The following is an 18,111-nucleotide window of genomic DNA, read 5'->3' as shown; positions in this document are numbered from 1 at the left end:
CGGCGCGGGCGGGTTCGTTCACGCCGCGGGGCGCCGCGCGACGGCCATGACGTCGCCGGGCCGCACATGGGTCAGTGCCGCGGCGTCGCCGCCGTGCACGGCGAACGCGAGGTGGCCGGCCGAGTCGAGGTAGGCCACCAGGGTGCTCGGGGTGACGTCGCCGAAGGTGCGGGCGAGCACGGCGTCCCAGGCGACGTCGGCGGTCCGGATGGTGAGGATGTCGCCGACCACCGCCGGAAGTTCGGCGAGTTGGTCACCGGTCAGCGAGGTCTGGACGTTGCCGAACCGGTCGATGGTGAGCACTTCGCCGTGCGCGGTCGCGTCGCTGACATAGGCGACCGGGTCGGGGAGGCGTACGAGGTCGGCGGGGTCGACCGCGGGCCCGAGCGCGTCGAACGCGGCGGCCCGGGAGCCGCCGGAGCCGGGCCCCGAACCGCCGGAAAACGCACCGCCGGCACGCGATCCACCCACCCCACCCGACTCGTTCGAGTGAATCGCCAAGTACGCCGCCACCGGCGCGAACACATCCCTCCCGTGAAACGTTGCGGAGACAAAGGGGAGCATCAGGTCACGATTCGTCAATTTCCGCGCCCCCACCACCCCTCCCACCGCGTCCGCCGCCCACACCAGCACCCCGTTGTCCGGCCCCACGAACACGTGCTCCCCGGCCCGCACGGCCACGGCCCGCCGCGCCGTCCCCACGCCGGGGTCGACCACCGCGACGTGCACCCCGGCGGGCAGGTACGGCACCGTCTGGGCGAGCACGAGCGCGCCCCGGCGTACGTCCCCCGGCGGCACGTCGTGGGTGATGTCGAGGATCCGCGCGTCGGGTGCGATCCGCGCGATGACGCCGTGGCAGGCGGCGACGAAGCCGTCCGAGGTGCCGTAGTCGGTCAGGAACGAGATGGGCGCGCTCATGGTCGCCACGCTACGGGCCGGCGCCCCGGAATCGCCGTTCGGCGGCGCGTCCGGTCGCGACGTGCCGTCAGAACGTGGGCTTGGAGCGTGCGTTCACGCGAAACGCCGCCGCGTTCGCGTCCTTGGCGTCGGAGTCGGGCGCGGGGGACGCCACCATGTGGAACAGGTCCTCGAAGAACGCCGGGCCGGACGCCCGCCGTGCCGGTGCCTGCGCCGACCAGCGGTGTTCGCCGGTGGCCGCGTCGAGGCCGACGGCGACCGCGTTGTCCCCGCCGGATCCGGAGACCCCGAAGCACACCGTGTTCTTGACGATCTGCGGCTGAGTGATGACGCCGGGGCGCGGGATCTCGTGGCGCCACCGCAGCGACCCGGTCGGGATGTCGTACGCGTAGACGGCGCCGCTCTTGACGTAGCCCCCCTCGGGTGCGGCCGACGGGGAGGCGGTCGGGGTGGGGCTGCCGGTCGAGCCGGCGTTCCCGGACTGCTTGCTCGACGGCCAGCAGGCGACGTAGAGCGTCGACTCGTGGATGGTCGGGTCGGACAGGTTGAATTCCTTGGGCTGGTTCTGCCAGCGCAGCCCGCCGTTGGCCGCGTCGAACGCCTGGATCCACGGCCGCAGGTCGTTCGAGCCGGTGTCGTCGCCCCCGGTCAGGACGACGACGACCTTGCTGACGGGGTCGACCGCGGGGTCGGGGCCCCACCCGGGCGGCAGGCCGGTCGTGCGCCAGCGCGGCACGACCTTCGGTCCGTTGTCGGCGGGGGAGAAGGCGACGAGGGTGCGGTTCTCGTCGTACGAACTGCCGGTCGACGTCCCGCCGGACCGGACGAATGCCGTGTCCAGGGCGGAGACCGCGCCCCAGCACCACTGTTCCTCGGCGGCGGTCCAGGACCACACTTCCTTGCCGTCGCCGTCGATCTCGAACACGCGGACGACAGCGGTGTTCGAACTCGGCGACGTCGGCTGGCAGGCCACCGTGACGCGCGTCCCGGACACCGAGGCGGCCATGGGGTAGGGCGCCGTCGACGGGAGCCGGTACTCCCATTTCCGGGTCCCGTTCGCGGCGTCGAACGCGATGACCTTGCCGGTGCCCTCGTCGGACGTGGACTCGCTCTTGGGCCCGACGCTCAGGACCAGCACCTTCCCGACCGACCGCGGCAAATACGCCTCGGTGCCCGGGAATTCGTACTTCCACAGCTCGGTTCCGTCGTTCACGGCGAAGGCGTAGAGCGTGCACTGCCGGGTGTCGGACTTGCTGCCGTCCGCGTCGGTCCAGGCCAGGACGAAGACCGCTTTGCCGTCGGAGACGGGCGCGGCGACGTGCCGGGCCGCGGTGCTGCGCTGCCACCGGAACCGGCCCGATGTCGCGTCCATCGCGACCACCGTTCCGGAGACGCCCGATTCCTCGCCGACTCCGCCGTCGCCCACGACACACAGCGTCCGGTCCACGACCACCGAGTACGCCCGCTTGACCTGGCCCGCGGGCGAGACCCACGCCCCGGCCGCCGTCGGTGCCGTGTCGCCGCGGCTCAGCAGCCATCCGGTCACGCCGCTGACCGCGCCGACGCCCGCGACCGCGCCGCCGATCAGGAAGCCGCGGCGGCTCACACCGCGCGGCCGGGGGAAGGCCTCGTGCGGGGGCGCGGCGTCGGTGGCCGCGGTGCGGGGAGGCGCCCCGATGACGTGCGTCTCGGACGCCACGCGCGTGCGGGCGTCGCCCGCGCCGAGCACGTTCGTCGGTGCGTCGTCGGCCGTCCTCGGTTCCGGCACCGCGGGCGCGGCCGGGACATCGATCGTCGACGGCCCGCCGGTGGCGCCTTCGGCACCCGGCCGCCCCGCCGAGGACGCCCCGGGCAGGCCGACCGCGGTCGGCAACACGTCGGCGGGGTCCATGTTTTGGCGCCGTATCAGCTCGGCGGTCAACGCGGCGGGCAGCCATGTGCCGCCCACGGCGTCCGCGGCGCCGGCGTCGCCGATCGTGCGCCGGAGGATGTCGGCGAGCGCCGGCCGGTCCTCGGGCGTCTTCGCGAGGCATTCCGCGATCAGGTCGCGCAGCCCGTCGGGGACTCCGTCGAGCTGCGGCTCGCCCTGGATGATCTGGTAGAGCAGTTGCATCGCGTTCTGGGGTGTGCGGCCGAAGGGCGTGTGCCCGGTCGCGGCGTAGACGAGGACGCCGCCGAGGGCGAAGATGTCGGTGCGTTGGTCGACTTCGCCGCTGGTGGCCTGTTCGGGTGCCATGTAGCCGGGGGAGCCGACGGCGCTGCCGGGGGTGGTGAGGGTGTGGGTGGCGAAGTCCATCGCCCGGGAGATGCCGAAGTCGATGACGCGGGGGCGGTCGCGGCCCAGGATGACGTTGGACGGTTTCAGGTCGCGGTGTACGAGCCCGGCCCGGTGGATCGCCATGAGCGCTTCGACCAGTTGCGCGGCCAGCACCCGCACGGCGCGTTCGGGTAGTGGGCCGTATGTCGCGACGGCGTCCTGCAGCGGGAGGCCGGTCAGGTATTCGGTGGCCAGCCACGGCGGGTCCGAGTCGGGGTCGGCCTCGGCGATGGGGGCGGTCCATGCGCTGTCGACGCGGCGGGCGGCGGCGACCTCGTGCCGGAAGCGGTCGCGGAATCCGGGGTCGTGCGCGTATTCGGGTCGGACGGTCTTGACCGCGGCGCGCAGCCCCGACGGGGACACGCCGAGGAACACCTCGCCCATCCCGCCCTCGCCGAGCCGACCGCGCAGCCGGTAGGGCCCAAGCCGCTGCGGATCGTCCGGACGGAGCGCTTCCATGACCACCTTGTTCTTCCCGCGTAGACGACACCCCTCCCCCGCGAAGCGACCGGCGGAGATCGAGCGTCAGCGTAGTGGCCGCCCCGGCCGGGCGGAGGGGCCGTACCGCCGCCGCGGGAACTTTGCGGGGCTTCCCTCATCCGCCGCACCACCGCGATGAGGGACACGCGGTCATTCGTCCTGGCCCCGCTCCGTCGCGTCGCCCGACGCGATCGTGGGCCCCGACTGCGCGTGCCGCCGCGCCGGTTCACGGCCCACGGGCTGCGCCAGGCGTTCGAGCGGCACCGGCCGCGGAATCGGGAGGCTCACCGGTTTCGCCGCCGTGACCAGGACGTCCTCGTCGTCGTGCACCAGCCTCAGCTTGTCGCCCTCACGCAGCGAGTACGTCGCCTGCGCGTTGGTGATCTCGATGTGCAGGACGTGGGTCCGCCGCAGCCGCATCGAGAATCCGACGCGCGACAGCCCCGACGGCAGCCGGGGCCGGAACACCAGCCGGTCGTCATGGTCGCGCAGCCCGCCGAAACCCGCGACCAGCGCCACGCACGCACCCGCGAGCGACGCCATGTGCAGGCCGTCGCGGGTGTTGCCGCCCAGGTCGTGCAGGTCCATCAGCGCGGCCTCGGCCAGATAGTCGTACGCGAGGTCCAGGTGCCCGACCTCCGCCGCGATCACCGCCTGGGTACAGGCCGACAGCGACGAGTCGCGGACGGTCAGCCGCTCGTAGTAGGCGAAGTTGCGGGCCTTCTGCTCCGCGCTGAACGCGTCGCCGCGCACCTGCATCGCGAGCACGAGGTCGGCCTGCTTGACCACTTGCCGCCGGTACAGCTCGTAGTACGGGTAGTGCAGCAGCAGCGGGTACTTCTCCTCCGGCGTGTTGTCGAAGTCCCACATCTCGTGGTTGGTGAAGCCGTCCGCCTGCGGGTGCACGCCCAGTTTCTCGTCATACGGCACGTACATCACCGCGGCGGCGTCCCGCCACTGCGCCATCTCCTCGGTGTTCACCCCGAGCGCCGCGGCCTCGTGCAGGTGGCGCCCGGCCGCGTCCGCCGCCGCGCGGAGGTTCGCCTGCGCCATGAGGTTCGTGTAGACGTTGTTGTCCGCGATCGCGCTGTACTCGTCGGGACCCGTGACACCGTCGATGCGGAAGCGGCCCTCCGCGTCGTGGTGGCCGAGCGAGCGCCACATGCGGGCCGTCTCGACCAGGATCTCCATGCCGTAGTCGCGTTCGAAGTCGGTGTCGCCCGTCGCCCGCACATAACGCTCGACCGCGCGCGCGATGTCGGCACCGATATGGAACGCCGCCGTCCCCGCGGGCCAATAACCGGAGCACTCCTCGCCCCGGATCGTCCGCCACGGGAACACCGCGCCCGCCAACCCGAGTTGCACCGCCCGTTCACGGGCCAGCGGCAGGGTCGAATGCCGCCAGCGCAGCGCCTGCGCGACCGCGTCCGGCAGGCTGTACGTCAGCACCGGCAGCACGAACGTCTCGGTGTCCCAGAAACAGTGGCCGTCGTAGCCCGGCCCGGTCAGGCCCTTCGCGGGAATGGCCCGCTCCTCCGTCCGCGCGCCGGCCTGGAGCACGTGGAACAACGCGAAGCGGATCGCCTGCTGGAGCTCGACGTCGCCGTCCACCTCGATGTCGGAATGACTCCAGAACTCGTCGAGGTACGACCGCTGTTCGGCGACCAGCCCGTCCCATCCGGTGAACCGCGCGGCGGTCAGCGCGGCGGCCACCTGGTCACGCACCGCGGGCAGCGAACGCGCCGCGGACCAGCCGTACGCCAGGTACTTCACCATCCGCAGCTTCTGGCCCTTCTTCAGCACGGTCGTGACGCTGAAGCGGGCCTGGTCCTCCTCGGTTTCCGTGGACGCCTCGAAGTCCCCGTTGCAGGACACCTCGTGGTCCATCATCGCCGCGACACGCAGGCCGCTGAACCGCGTCTGGTGCACCAGCACCGCCTTCGCACCGCGGTGCGAGTGGTGTTCGGACACCAGAGGCGCCTCCAGCACCGCCGCCGCACGCGGATCGCCGTTCGCGGACGGCAGTTGCTCGTTGGCGACCAACTCGGACTGCACGACGATCCGCGCCTGCCCGTCGACCGGCTCGACCTCGTACGCGATCGCCGCGACCGCGCGCTGCGTCAGCGACACCAGGCGCGTCGACGTGACGCGCACCGTGCACCCCGCCGGCGACGTCCACACCGCCTGGCGCTTGAGCAGGCCCTCGCGGAAGTTCAGGCGGCGCTGGTGCTCGCTGAGGTCGCCGTAGCGCAGATCGAACGGCTCGTCGTCCACGAGGAGACGGATGATCTTGCCGTTCGTCACGTTGATGACGCTCTGCCCCGACTCCGGCTGCCCGTACGCCGCTTCGGCATACGGCAACGGCCGCAGCTCGAACACCCCGTTCAGATAGGTGCCCGGCAGCCCGTGCGGCTCCCCCTCGTCGAGGTTGGCGCGCATGCCCACGTGCCCGTTCGACAGCGCGAAGACCGATTCCGCTCGGGCCAGCACGTCCAGGTCAAGGGACTGCTCGGTCAGCCCCCACGGTTCGATCGTGTAGGCCTCGTGCGCTGTCATGCCGTGCCACGCTCCTTGTGCTCTGCGGTCACTCTTCGGTCAGGAGGTCCGCCAGATCGGCGACGACGACATCGGCGCCGTGCTCCCGCAGGGCCTCCGCCTGCCCGACCCGGTCCACCCCGACAACGCGCCCGAAACCGCCCGCGTGCCCGGCGGCCACGCCCGCGAGCGCGTCCTCGAACACGACCGCGTGCTCCGGCGCGTACCCCAGTTTGCGCGCGGCGGCCACGAACGTGTCGGGGGCCGGCTTGCCCGGAAGATGCTCCTCGATCGCGACGATGCCGTCGACGACCACCTCGAACAGCCCGTCGTACCCCGCCGCGTGCAGCACCTCGCGGCAGTTCGCGCTCGACGAGACGACCGCGCGCGGCACGTCCCGCGCGGCGAGCCGGCGCACATAGTCAAGCGATCCCGCATACGGATCGACACCCTGCTCCTTGATCATCCGCTGCACGGTCTCGTTCTTGAGATTGCCGAGCCCGGCCACGCTCCGGGTACCCGGCGGATCGTCGCGCTCGCCCTCGGGCAGCGTGATGCCGCGCGACGCGAGGAACGCGCGGGTGCCGTCGAGACGCGGCCGGCCGTCGACGTACCGGTCGTAATCGGCCCCGGCGTCGAACGGCGCGAACCGCTCGGAAGACGTGCCGTCGCGCCGCGCCTCTTCGCGCAGGAAGGCGTCGAACATGTCCTTCCACGCGGCGGCGTGCACTTTCGCGGTCTGGGTCAACACGCCGTCGAGATCGAACAGGAAGGCGTGGATGGAGTCCGGCAGTCCCAACATGGCCGGTCTGTTACCCATGGGGAGGCCGATCATCCGTTCGGAAGGACGATCATCCGCGATTCGGGATCATCTCGGCCGCGACCGACGACGGCGTCGGCACGGGGGCCGCTACGTTTGTCCCCTGATACGGGGAACTTCGGGAAAGGGGGGCCGTCGCGCATGGCGGTTGTCGAGGTCACGCTGGCACTGCCCGACGATCTGGCGGCGGCGGTGCACGAGGCCGCGGGGGGCGACATCTCGGCGTACGCGGTCAAGGCGCTGCGCTCCGCGCTGCTCATGGACGCGATGCGCGAAGTCGCCGACGCGGGGCCGCCGGACCCGCCGCCGGACGACGTCCTGCACGCGGCCGAGACGGACCTGCGATGAGGCGCGGCCAGGTCTGGCGCATCCCGACGGTCGGCCGCGAGCGCACCGTGCTGGTCGTCGGCGCGGACGAGGTCACGGCGCTGTACGGGCAGGCGCTGTGCGTGGTCGTCCACGAGCCGGGCACGTTCCCCGAATCGCTGGTCACGGTGCCGCTCACCGAGCCCGTGCGCGGCGTGGTCGGGGTGCCCGACGTCGCCGGATTCCGGCAGACCCGCTTCGACCACGGCAAGCTCCTGGGCCGCGTGGACACCGACACGATGGAGCGCGTCGAGATGGCGCTGCGGGCGATCATGGAGCTCTAGCGGCCACGCCCCGCCGGTGGCCCGGGGGAGGGCTGTCGGCGCGGCCGGGCAGAATGTCCCGCGAGCCGGGCGAGCCGGACAGCGCGGCGGCCACCGGTCGGCCGAGACGACGGAAGGGCGGAGACGATGGGCGGAGCGGACGACCACGCGGCCCCGATCCCCGGTCTCGACGACGCCGGGGCCCCCGAGGAGCGACCGGGCACCGAAGCTCCGGAGCCGCCGGGGCCCGGCGACGGGCTCACCGAGCGCGACCTCGGGATCCTCGACTTCGAACGCCAGTGGTGGAAGCACGCGGGCGCCAAGGAACGAGCCGTACGCGACCGCTTCGGCTGCTCGCCGACGCGGTACTACCAGGCGCTCAACTCCCTCCTCGACCGCCCGGAGGCACTGGCCCACGACCCGGTGCTCGTCCAGCGCCTGCGACGGCTGCGCGAGGCGCGGCAGCGGGCCCGTTCGACGGTGCGGGGCCCGGGCGGGTGACGCGGCGGCGGTCGCTCGGCTGACCGGGGAGGAGGAGGCGGAGGCCCGTCCCCCGGGCGCCACGCGGCACGTTTGCGTCGGCGGCGGACGTGTGTACAGGCCTTGCGGACGATGCGGTCGGCGGCGTTGCGCCGAACGTGTGGTGGCGCGAGTCGGCCGGTCGTCGTCCCACCCGAGCCAGCCGGAGGAAACGCCGATGCCGTACCGCCACCGCCCGCGTCGCCGCCGCTTTCTCGCCGATCTCGTCGAACCGGGCGCCACGTTCGACGGTTTCGACGCCGTCGGCCGGACGCACGGGGTGTGGCGGCGGCCCGACCAACCCGACCGACCCGGCGCCACCGACGCCGCGCCGCGCCCGGGGGCGTGGGCGCGGCGCGGGCCGGTGATCGGGTCCGTCGCGGCGGTGGCCGTGGTGGCCGCGATCGTCGGGACGCTGGCCGCCGGGTCCGGGCAGCGCGACAACACCGTCGGGACGGGGGAGCCCCGCGAGGTCGCGGCCGACGCCGCGCCCGGGCCCGTGTCGGCCCCCGTGTCGGCTCCGCGACCGGCGCCGCCGACGCCCGCCCCTCGCCCGCCGGCCGTGCCGCGCGGCGATGTCTCGGTTCTCGACCAGGGCCGCACACCTGTCGCGGCCCGCGCGTTGACGGACCGCCTCACCGGCGGTGGCTGGCGTGTCACCGGAACCGCGGTGTGGCGCGGCCGAGTGCCCGCGACCACCGTCTACCACCCGCCCGGCCGCGAGGCCGAGGCCCGCGCGCTCGCCGCGGCGTTTCCCGAAATCCGGCGCGTGAAGCCGTCGTTCGCCGGAATCACGCAGTCGCGGCTCGTGGTGATCGTCGTGGACGGACCGCTCGCACCGCTGCTGCCGCGCTAGTATCCGGAGTCCGCGACCGGCCTGGAGCCGTGGGGCCGGGGCCGTTCGAACGCGTGGGTCGAACGCGGTTTTGGTCTACGTCATTTCGTGTCCCCGGGGGCTTTCGCGGCACCTTTCGCGTCCGGCGAACGTTCCCGAGGTAAGGAAGGGTCGGGCGGGAGCGGGGGAGGCGTCCGGGGCGGGGATGGGGCAGGCGACCCGGGGACGGGAGCGGGGGCTTCGTCGTAGGTTGGTCGGTATGGAGATGCCGCAGCCGACCACGCCGCCGGGGATCGCCGGGCTTGCGGCGCTTCTGGAGAATCCCGGCCGGGGCGTGGTGGCCCTCGATTTCGACGGGACGCTCGCGCCCATCGTCGACGACCCGGAGCAGGCCCGAGCCGAACCGGCCGCGGTGGTCGCCTTGTCGCGACTGGCACCGCGCCTCGGAGCCGTCGTGATCGTGACCGGGCGTCCCGCCGCGGTCGCGGTCGAGTACGGCGGGTTCGGCGGCGCGCCGGGGCTCGAACGGCTCGTGGTGCTCGGGCAGTACGGCCTGGAGCGCTGGGACGCGGCGACCGGGCGCGTGAGCGCGCCCGAGGTGCCCGAGGGCGTCGGCGCCGCGCGCCGCGCACTGCCCGAGGTGCTGGCCGGGCTGGGGTTGCGCGAGGCGGTGTGGATCGAGGACAAGGGCCGCGCGATCGGCGTGCACACCAGGCGCGCGCCGGATCCGCAGGGTGCCTTCGACGCCCTGCGCGAACCCTTGGCGGTGCTCGCCGCCGCGCACGGTCTGGTCGTCGAACCGGGGCGCTACGTCTTGGAGTTGCGCCCTCCGGGTATGGACAAGGGCCAAGCCTTGACCGCGTTCGTCGGCGAACTCGACGCCCGGGCGGTCCTGTTCGCCGGCGACGACCTCGGCGACCTCGCGGCTTTCGACGCCGTCGAACGCCTTCGCGGCGAAGGGATCGCGGGGCTGAAGGTATGCAGCGGATCCCAGGAGGTCGGCGAACTCACCGCCCGAGCCGACCTCGTGGTCCCGGGCCCCCCTGGAGTGGCCGCGCTGTTGACCTCATTGGCGAACGCACTGACCGGCTGACCCACCGCCCGGGCGCTCGTGGGGGTTCGCCCCGCCCCAGGCAGCCGTGCTGCCACGGAACAGCACCGACCCGGCCCCGCCCGGCGTCACGTTCTCGTCGCTCGTCGCTCGTCGCTCGTCGCTCGTCGCTTGTCGTTCGTCGCTTGTCGTTCGTCGCCAGTGGCCAGTCGCCAGTCGCCAGTCGCTCGTCGCCCGTCCCCTGTTGCTCGTCGCCGGTCACCCGTCGCCCCACCCCGACCATCGCGAATACTCAGCGCAGCCCGTCGAGTTGGTCGAGGAACCACTGCTGCGGGCTCAGTGCCGTTGCCGCGTTCGCGAGGCGCTTGGTGCGTTCGGTGCGTTCGGTGGTGTTCATCGACAGGGCCTCGTGCAGTGCCTCGGTGGTGGCGCTCACGTCGAAGGGGTTGACGCTGATCGCGTCCGCGCCCAATTCCTCGTGGGCGCCCGCCTCGCGGGACAGGACGAGCGCGCAGCCGTGTTCGGAGACGACGGGGATCTCCTTGGCGACCAGGTTCATGCCGTCCCGGATCGGGTTGACCAAGGCCACGTCGGCGAGCCGGTAGGCCGCTAGGGACCGCGGGAAGTCGTCGTTGACGTGCAGGATCAGCGGCTGCCAGGTGTCGGTGCCGAATTCGTCGGTGATCTCCTGGGCGACGCGCTGCACGGCCGCGGTGTATTCGCGGTATTCGGGCAGGTCGTGCCGCGACGGGTAGGCGAACGCGATGTGCACGACCCTGTCGTGCCATTCCGGCCGTTCGCGGAGCAGGTCGCGGTAGGCGAGCAGGCCTCGGACGATGTTCTTCGACAGTTCGGTGCGGTCCACGCGGACGATCACCTTGCGGTCGCCGACGGCTTCCCGCAGGCCGGCGAGCCGCGCCTCGACATCGGGGCGGGACGCGCGTTCGCGCAGGAAGTCCGCGTCCGCGCCCAGTCCGTGGACGCCGATCGCGGTCGTGTGACCGTTGTGGGTCACGGTCATCGCGGCGCGGTCGACGTCGGCGCCGAGGATCTGCTCGCAGCAGTCGAGGAAGGCGCCGGCCCAGCGCCGGGTCAGGAACCCCGCGCGGTCGGCGCCCAGGATGCCTTCGAGGACGGCCCGCGCGATGTCGTCCGGCAGCAGCCGGAAGTAGTCCGGCGGCGCCCACGGGGTGTGCGAGAAGTGGCCGATGCGCAGGTCGGGCCGCAGCCGCCGGAGCAGTACGGGGGTCAGCGTGAGGTGGTAGTCCTGCACGACGACCTGCGCGCCTTCGGCGGCTTCCTCGGCGAGGGCCTGGGCGAAGGCCGCGTTGTAGGTCGCGTAGGACGCCCATTCCTTGCGGAAGCGGCCGTCGAACACCGGCTTGGTGGCGGTGTCGTAGAGCAGGTGGTGGATGAACCACAGCGTGGAGTTCGCTATGGCGTTGTAGGCCCGGGCGAACGTGCCGGGGTCGATGTCGAGCATGCGTACCGCGAGGTCGCCGGTGTCGTGCCCGGCGAGGTCGATGCGCCCGGAGGGGGCGTCGCGGGCGGCGGTGCGGTCGGCTTCGGAGAGCCCCGCGCACACCCAGACGGCGCCGGTGCCCTGGCCCGCCGCGGACAGCCCGGAGACGAGGCCGCCGCCGCCGCGGTGTACGGAGAGTGTTCCGTCGTCTTCGGTCCGGAAGGAGACCGGACCGCGGTTCGACGCGACGAGGACCCGGGCGGCTGATGCGTTGGGGCTCATGGTTCCAACCGTAGCCATCGGTTCGGTGGGACAAACACCGCGGCGCTGTGAAGAGGGGTTTTGCGCGGCTTGTGCGGTGCCGGCCGCCGTTTCCGTACGGGGCAGACCCGCCGGTCGGCCGGCACGGGACTCCGCGGGTGTGCCGCGGCCACCGCCGCACCGCGGTTCCCGGGACGCACGGCCGCCCTCCCGGGGCGTCAGACGGCGTTCAGCCGGCGAGGGCGTCGCGGGTGCGGTATTCGGGGATGCCGGCCATCGGGGGCCGCTCGTGTGCGGCGACGTCGTGGCTGCGCACGCGGAAGCCCGTCTCGTCGCGCTCGAACTGCGCGAAGACGGTGTTGAGCCCGCCGGCGCTCTTGGGGACGCGGCCGTCGCGGTGCAGGCGTTCCAGGACGGCCTGCCATATCTCGCCGGCCATGCGGCCGAGTCCCGCGTCGTCCTGGTGGCTGTGGCGGCGTACGCCGACGTCGACCTGGGCCATGGCGTCGAGGCCGACCAGGTGCAGCGCGTCGATGAGCATCGCGGTCTCGACGCCGTAGCCGCACGGGAACGGCAGGCGTTCCAGCAGGCCGCGGCGGACGGCGTATTCGCCGCCGAGGGGCTGCACGAAGCCGGCGAGTTCGGGCCAGTACATGTTGAGCAGGGGGCGCGCGACCAGTTCGGTCACCCGTCCGCCGCCGGCGGGGACGACGGTGTCGCCGATCTCCAGGGGCCGGTCGTACATCGCCTTGACGAGGTGCACGGACGGGTCGGTCAGCAGCGGGCCGAGGATGCCGGAGACGAAGTCGGCGGAGAAGTCGCGCAGGTCGGCGTCGATGAAGCAGACGATGTCGCCGGTCGTGACGAGGAGTGACCGCCACAGCACCTCGCCTTTGCCGCGCAGGGCGGGCAGGCGCGGCAGGATGTCGTCGCGGTGCACGACGCGCGCGCCGGCGCGGGCGGCGACCTCGGCGGTGCGGTCGGTCGAGCCGGAGTCGACGACGACGAGTTCGTCGACGAGCGGGTGGCGTTCCATGAGCTGGGTGCGGATGGTGCCCACGATGGCGCCGACGGTGGCCTCTTCGTCGAGGGCGGGGAGGACCACGCTGACGCGGGCCGCGCGGGCGGCGCGTTTGGCCTCCCACAGCTTCTGCGCCGGCCAGTCGGCGGCGATCGAGGACCGGCGTTCCAGCCAGCGGCTCACCTCGGGCAGCACGTTCGGTTCCCCTGTCGCTCATGGTGTCGTCGGTGCCGTCGGTCGTGGCGGCAGGACCGGTCGATACCGTCGTCGGTACTGCCGTCAATAGTGACGTCACGGCGGCGGCGGACGCGCCGTGGGTCGGGTCGGTACCCGGTGGGGCGCGGGCCCCCGTGCACTGTGCCAGGCGTACGTTTCGTACGTGTTTTCGCCCAGCTGCGGTGGCGTGACCTCGGACGTGCCGTCTGCGGGACATCGTCTCGCGGGTCGGACGCCGTTGATCGACCGGCAGCCTGTTCGGTTACAGTCTTGGTCACGAGATACGACGATCGCATGTCGGCTCGGACAAACGCGGCGCGGCTGCCGGGTGGCCTTTCGGGGTCGGGTGGCCGAAAGTCGCCATAGAGCTCATCCAGAGGGGCAGAGGGAACGGCCCGTTGAAGCCCCGGCAACCATCCGATTTCGGACACCCATGTGCGTCGCACGCGGGGCCCCCGAGCGGACTGGTGCCAAGTCCGGCCTGCGGGGACCCCCGTAGGGAAGATGAGGAGAGAGGCCTCGCTCATGGCTGTGATCGCACAAACTCTGACCCTCGCCCCCGGCGCTTTCGGGCCCGCTGTGGCGCTGTCGTGCCGCGAATGCGGCGAGCGGTACGAGTTGGGTCCGACGTTCGCGTGTGAGGCCTGTTTCGGGCCGCTGGAGGTCGCGTACGACTTCTCCGGCGGCGTCACCCGCGAGCAGATCGCGGCGGGTCCGAACAACATCTGGCGGTACGCGCCGCTGCTGCCGGTGCCGGCCGACGTGGCCGCGAAGCCGAACCTGAACCCGGGGTTCACGAAGCTGGTGGAGGCCCGCAACCTGGGCCGCGAGCTGGGCATCCGGGAGCTGTACGTCAAGGACGACTCCGGCAACCCGACGCACTCGTTCAAGGACCGCGTCGTGGCGATCGCCGTCGAGGCGGCGCGCAATTTCGGCTTCACGACGCTGTCGTGTTCGTCGACGGGCAACCTGGCCGGCGCGGTGGCCGCGGCGTCGGCGCGGGCGGGCCTGCGGTCGTGTGTGTTCATCCCGGCCGACCTGGAGGCCGGAAAGGTCCTGACGGCCGCGGCGTACGGCGGCAACCTGGTCGCGATCGAGGGCACGTACGACGACGTCAACCGGTTCTGCTCGGAGCTGATCGGCGATGCCGCGGGCGAGGGCTGGGGCTTCGTCAACGTGAACCTGCGGCCGTACTACGGCGAGGGTTCCAAGACGCTGGCGTACGAGATCGCGGAGCAGCTGGGGTGGCGGCTGCCGGAGCAGATCGTGGTGCCGATCGCGTCGGGCTCGCAGCTGACCAAGATCGACAAGGGCTTCCGGGAGCTGGTGAGGCTCGGGCTGGTGGAGGACACGCCGTTCAAGGTCTTCGGCGCGCAGGCCGAGGGCTGCTCGCCGGTGTCGACGGCGTGGAAGGCGGGGCACGACGTGATCCGCCCGGTCAAGCCGGACACGATCGCCAAGTCGCTGGCGATCGGCAACCCCGCCGACGGGCCGTATGTGCTGGACGTGTGCAAGCGCACGGGGGGCGCGGTCGAGGACGTCGACGACGGGCGCGTGGTGGAGGCGATCAAGCTGCTCGCGCGCACGGAGGGCATCTTCGGCGAGACCGCGGGCGGTGTGACGGTCGGGTGCCTGAGGAAGCTGGTCGAGACCGGGCAGCTGGACCCGGAGGCCACCACGGTCGTCCTGAACACCGGCGACGGCCTGAAGACGCTGGACGCGATCGCGCCGACGACGGGCGTGAGCGCCACCATCCGTCCGAGTCTCGACGCTTTCCGCGCGGCCGGCCTGGTCTGACGCGGCGCGGGCAGGGTCACGTCAACTCCACACACCGCCGTCCCGGCGGCCGTCCGAAGGTTGGGTCAAGAATGAGTGTTTCCGTCCGTATCCCGACGATCCTGCGTACGTACACCGGCGGCGAGGCCGAGGTGACGGCCGAGGGGGCGACGCTCGGCGAGGTCATCGAGTCGCTGGAGAAGTCGTACCCGGGCATCGCGGCGCGTGTGCTGGACGACCAGGGCAAGCTGCGGCGCTTCGTGAACGTGTACGTGAACGACGACGACGTGCGCTTCGCCGACGGCCTGGGGACGGCCACCCCCAGCGGCGCGAACGTCTCGGTGATCCCGGCGGTCGCGGGCGGTTGCTGAGTCCGCGAATATCGTGAGTCCGCCGCGCGAGGAGTCGCGCGGCGGACTTTTTTCATGATCAATAGTCCGGATAGCGCGGGGTGCGGAACTGGGCCGGGAAGGCGGGCCGGAACGCGGGCGGGAAGCGATGAATCGGAAGCCGTGATTCCGTGGAAGCGGGGTGAAGCGCGGCATCTGCAACCGCATTTTCCGGAGATGTCGCTTCGAGATCCGTACGAACTCGTGGTCGGGATCACATCCGCTATATACCTTTTGTGGCTTTTGCCATAGGGTCTAATATCTTTTTTCCTGGGAGTTGCAGGGGTTTGTCGCTTTTATTCTCATGGGATTTCTCGTCCGTTTGACCTGTTGCGTCGGGCATCCATCCGGATACATTCAGCCGCGGTCGGACGGTTCCACGTACTGCTCTGGTGCGCGGCAACAACTCGCGAACCTGCTTGCCCTGTGCTGACTTCACTCAGTGGGTCAAGAAGTAAGCGAACGACCCGGAGCTGCGGCGCGCAGTTTCCGTGAAAGGGCCAGTAACAGGGGAGTTAGGAATGGCTCAGGGCACCGTCAAGTGGTTCAACGCGGAGAAGGGGTACGGCTTCATCGCGGTCGACGGTGGTGCGGACGTCTTCGTCCACTACAGCGCGATCCAGATGGACGGGTACCGGACGCTTGAGGAAGGACAGCGGGTCGAGTTCGAGATCTCGCAGGGGCAGAAGGGTCCGCAGGCGGACATGGTCCGGGTGACCGGCTGAGCCGCTTCGCCGCTCTTCTGGGACTGCTCTTCTTCTTCACGTGCGCTTGAGGCCCGGTCTCCCGGTTGCGGGGGGCCGGGCCTCGGTGTCTCCGGGGGTTTCCGGGGGTCTCCGGGGGTGTTTCCCGGGGGCGGCTGCCGGCGCCCGCGCCGGAACCGCGGGGCGGCGACATGCGGCCCGTTCCGGTTTCCGCAGGTCAGGCCGGGTGGCTGGGTGAGCCGCTTGCACTCGACCTACCCGAGTGCTAATCATTGGCGTTAGCACTCTGGATGTGAGAGTGACAAAAGGACCGGGGCGAACGAGGTCCGGAGGCCGTGGGGGAAGGATCCCCGCGGAGTCGGATCGGCCGTCGCGGGCGTCGGCCCGGTCTTCAGCATCCACCCCGTTCTGGGAGGACCTCACCACATGGCCAAGATCATCGCGTTCGACGAGGAAGCGCGTCGCGGCCTCGAGCGCGGGATGAACCAGCTCGCCGACGCCGTCAAGGTCACGCTGGGCCCCAAGGGCCGCAACGTCGTGCTCGAGAAGAAGTGGGGTGCGCCCACCATCACCAACGATGGTGTGAGCATCGCCAAGGAGATCGAGCTCGAGGACCCGTACGAGAAGATCGGCGCGGAGCTGGTCAAGGAGGTCGCCAAGAAGACGGACGACGTTGCCGGTGACGGCACGACGACCGCGACCGTCCTCGCCCAGGCGCTCGTCCGCGAAGGCCTGCGCAACGTCGCCGCCGGCGCCAACCCGATGGCCCTCAAGCGCGGCATCGAGAAGGCCGTCGAGGCCGTCTCCGAGCAGCTGCTGAACCTGGCGAAGGACGTCGAGACCAAGGAGCAGATCGCTTCCACGGCCTCCATCTCCGCCGCCGACCCGCAGATCGGCGAGATGATCGCCGAGGCGATGGACAAGGTCGGCAAGGAAGGCGTCATCACCGTCGAGGAGAGCAACACCTTCGGTCTGGAGCTGGAGCTCACCGAGGGCATGCGCTTCGACAAGGGCTACATCTCGCCCTACTTCTCGACCGACCCGGAGCGTATGGAGGCCGTCCTCGACGACCCGTACATCCTGATCGTCAACAGCAAGATCGCCTCGGTGAAGGACCTGCTCCCGCTGCTGGAGAAGGTCATGCAGGGCGGCAAGCCGCTCGCGATCATCGCCGAGGACGTCGAGGGCGAGGCCCTGGCCACGCTCGTCGTCAACAAGATCCGCGGCACCTTCAAGTCCGTCGCGGTCAAGGCCCCCGGCTTCGGCGACCGCCGCAAGGCCATGCTGGGCGACATCGCCATCCTCACCGGTGGCCAGGTCATCAGCGAAGAGGTCGGACTCAAGCTCGACAACGCCGGCCTCGAACTGCTGGGCCGCGCGCGCAAGGTCGTCGTCACCAAGGACGAGACCACCATCGTCGACGGTGCCGGCGACTCGGACCAGGTCGCGGGCCGCGTGAACCAGATCCGCGCCGAGATCGAGCAGTCCGACTCGGACTACGACCGCGAGAAGCTCCAGGAGCGCCTCGCCAAGCTCGCCGGCGGCGTCGCCGTCATCAAGGCGGGCGCGGCCACCGAGGTCGAGCTGAAGGAGCGCAAGCACCGCATCGAGGACGCGGTGCGCAACGCCAAGGCCGCCGTCGAGGAGGGCATCGTCGCCGGCGGTGGCGTGGCCCTGCTCCAGGCGTCGCAGGCCGCGTTCGAGAAGTTCGAGCTGGACGGCGACGAGGCCACCGGTGCCGCGATCGTCAAGCTGGCCGTCGAGGCCCCGCTGAAGCAGATCGCGGTCAACGCCGGCCTCGAAGGCGGCGTCGTGGTCGAGAAGGTGCGCAACCTCACCCCGGGCCACGGCCTCAACGCCGCGACCGGCGACTACGTCGACCTGGTCGGCGAGGGCATCATCGACCCGGCCAAGGTCACGCGCTCCGCGCTCCAGAACGCGGCCTCCATCGCCGCGCTCTTCCTCACCACCGAGGCCGTCATCGCCGACAAGCCGGAGAAGAACCCGGCCCCGGCCGGCGGCGCCCCGGACATGGGCGGCATGGACTTCTGATCCCCCGCGGATGAGCGGTCCCGCGTGAGCCCCTGGGGCCCGACGCGAGCCACGCACGAAACCGAGGGCGGCACTCCCGAAAGGGGGTGCCGCCCTCGGCGCGTCCGCGCCGACTCGGACGCGGGA

The 18,111-nt window shown here is 71.6% G+C and carries 15 protein-coding genes and 1 riboswitch; of the genes, 9 read left to right on the top strand and 6 right to left on the bottom strand.

Annotated elements, in window-relative coordinates; translation table 11 throughout:
• Window positions 1-18: 18 nt before the first annotated feature.
• The 4 genes from LO772_RS15445 to LO772_RS15430 form a co-directional block, all read right to left on the bottom strand.
• Window positions 19-918 (bottom strand): SAM hydrolase/SAM-dependent halogenase family protein, encoded by a 900-nt coding sequence (locus LO772_RS15445; RefSeq protein WP_231778978.1) that lies wholly within the window; start codon window positions 916-918, stop codon window positions 19-21.
• Between the two features lie 67 nt (window positions 919-985).
• Window positions 986-3,694, bottom strand: a complete 2,709-nt coding sequence (locus LO772_RS15440) for a protein kinase domain-containing protein (protein ID WP_231778977.1) — start codon at window positions 3,692-3,694, stop codon at window positions 986-988.
• 171 nt (window positions 3,695-3,865) lie between these two features.
• The gene (locus LO772_RS15435; RefSeq protein ID WP_231778976.1) at window positions 3,866-6,271 is read right to left on the bottom strand and encodes a glycoside hydrolase family 65 protein; all 2,406 of its coding nucleotides are present in this window, start codon (window positions 6,269-6,271) and stop codon (window positions 3,866-3,868) included.
• A gap of 28 nt (window positions 6,272-6,299) precedes the next feature.
• Complete coding sequence (locus LO772_RS15430; RefSeq protein WP_231779574.1) at window positions 6,300-7,052, bottom strand: HAD family hydrolase; 753 nt, start codon at window positions 7,050-7,052, stop codon at window positions 6,300-6,302.
• 159 nt (window positions 7,053-7,211) lie between these two features.
• On the opposite strand from LO772_RS15430, the gene LO772_RS15425 reads away from it, so the two are divergent.
• From LO772_RS15425 to otsB, 5 genes are all read left to right on the top strand, one after another.
• On the top strand, window positions 7,212-7,418 hold the full coding sequence (locus tag LO772_RS15425; protein WP_231778975.1) for a hypothetical protein: 207 nt from the start codon (window positions 7,212-7,214) through the stop codon (window positions 7,416-7,418).
• Entirely contained in the window at window positions 7,415-7,720 is a 306-nt protein-coding gene (locus LO772_RS15420) for a hypothetical protein (protein WP_231778974.1), read from the top strand. Before LO772_RS15425 ends, LO772_RS15420 begins: the two co-directional genes overlap by 4 nt.
• A gap of 126 nt (window positions 7,721-7,846) precedes the next feature.
• On the top strand, window positions 7,847-8,200 hold the full coding sequence (locus LO772_RS15415) for a DUF3263 domain-containing protein (RefSeq protein ID WP_231778973.1): 354 nt from the start codon (window positions 7,847-7,849) through the stop codon (window positions 8,198-8,200).
• A 196-nt stretch (window positions 8,201-8,396) separates the two neighbouring features.
• Window positions 8,397-9,074, top strand: coding sequence for a LytR C-terminal domain-containing protein (locus LO772_RS15410; protein WP_231778972.1), 678 nt, complete (start codon window positions 8,397-8,399; stop codon window positions 9,072-9,074).
• A gap of 238 nt (window positions 9,075-9,312) precedes the next feature.
• A complete protein-coding gene (gene otsB / locus LO772_RS15405; protein WP_231778971.1) occupies window positions 9,313-10,146 on the top strand; it encodes a trehalose-phosphatase in 834 nt (277 codons plus the stop codon).
• Window positions 10,147-10,396: 250 nt separating this feature from the next.
• Here otsB and LO772_RS15400 read toward each other — a convergent pair whose 3' ends face one another.
• Entirely contained in the window at window positions 10,397-11,848 is a 1,452-nt protein-coding gene (locus tag LO772_RS15400) for an alpha,alpha-trehalose-phosphate synthase (UDP-forming) (protein ID WP_231778970.1), read from the bottom strand.
• A gap of 208 nt (window positions 11,849-12,056) precedes the next feature.
• Complete coding sequence (locus tag LO772_RS15395; RefSeq protein WP_231778969.1) at window positions 12,057-13,043, bottom strand: glucosyl-3-phosphoglycerate synthase; 987 nt, start codon at window positions 13,041-13,043, stop codon at window positions 12,057-12,059.
• Window positions 13,044-13,430: 387 nt separating this feature from the next.
• A riboswitch (SAM riboswitch) is annotated at window positions 13,431-13,575 on the top strand.
• A gap of 14 nt (window positions 13,576-13,589) precedes the next feature.
• Here LO772_RS15395 and thrC point away from each other — a divergent pair.
• The 4 genes from thrC to groL all read left to right on the top strand — a co-directional run bounded on the left by thrC (window position 13,590) and on the right by groL (window position 17,985).
• Window positions 13,590-14,861 carry a threonine synthase gene (gene thrC, locus LO772_RS15390; RefSeq protein ID WP_231778968.1) on the top strand — a complete coding sequence of 424 codons (1,272 nt, stop codon included), beginning with the start codon at window positions 13,590-13,592 and terminating at the stop codon, window positions 14,859-14,861.
• Between the two features lie 71 nt (window positions 14,862-14,932).
• Entirely contained in the window at window positions 14,933-15,211 is a 279-nt protein-coding gene (locus tag LO772_RS15385) for a ubiquitin-like small modifier protein 1 (RefSeq protein ID WP_231778967.1), read from the top strand.
• Between the two features lie 539 nt (window positions 15,212-15,750).
• Window positions 15,751-15,954 carry a cold-shock protein gene (locus LO772_RS15380; protein WP_018386095.1) on the top strand — a complete coding sequence of 68 codons (204 nt, stop codon included), beginning with the start codon at window positions 15,751-15,753 and terminating at the stop codon, window positions 15,952-15,954.
• A 405-nt stretch (window positions 15,955-16,359) separates the two neighbouring features.
• A complete protein-coding gene (gene groL / locus LO772_RS15375; protein WP_231778966.1) occupies window positions 16,360-17,985 on the top strand; it encodes a chaperonin GroEL in 1,626 nt (541 codons plus the stop codon).
• The last annotated feature ends 126 nt before the right edge of the window (window positions 17,986-18,111 follow it).

The organism is Yinghuangia sp. ASG 101, assembly GCF_021165735.1.
Lineage (GTDB): Bacteria > Actinomycetota > Actinomycetes > Streptomycetales > Streptomycetaceae > Yinghuangia.
Note: the sequence above shows the minus strand (reverse complement) of the source record. Positions and strands in the feature narration are given on the sequence as shown.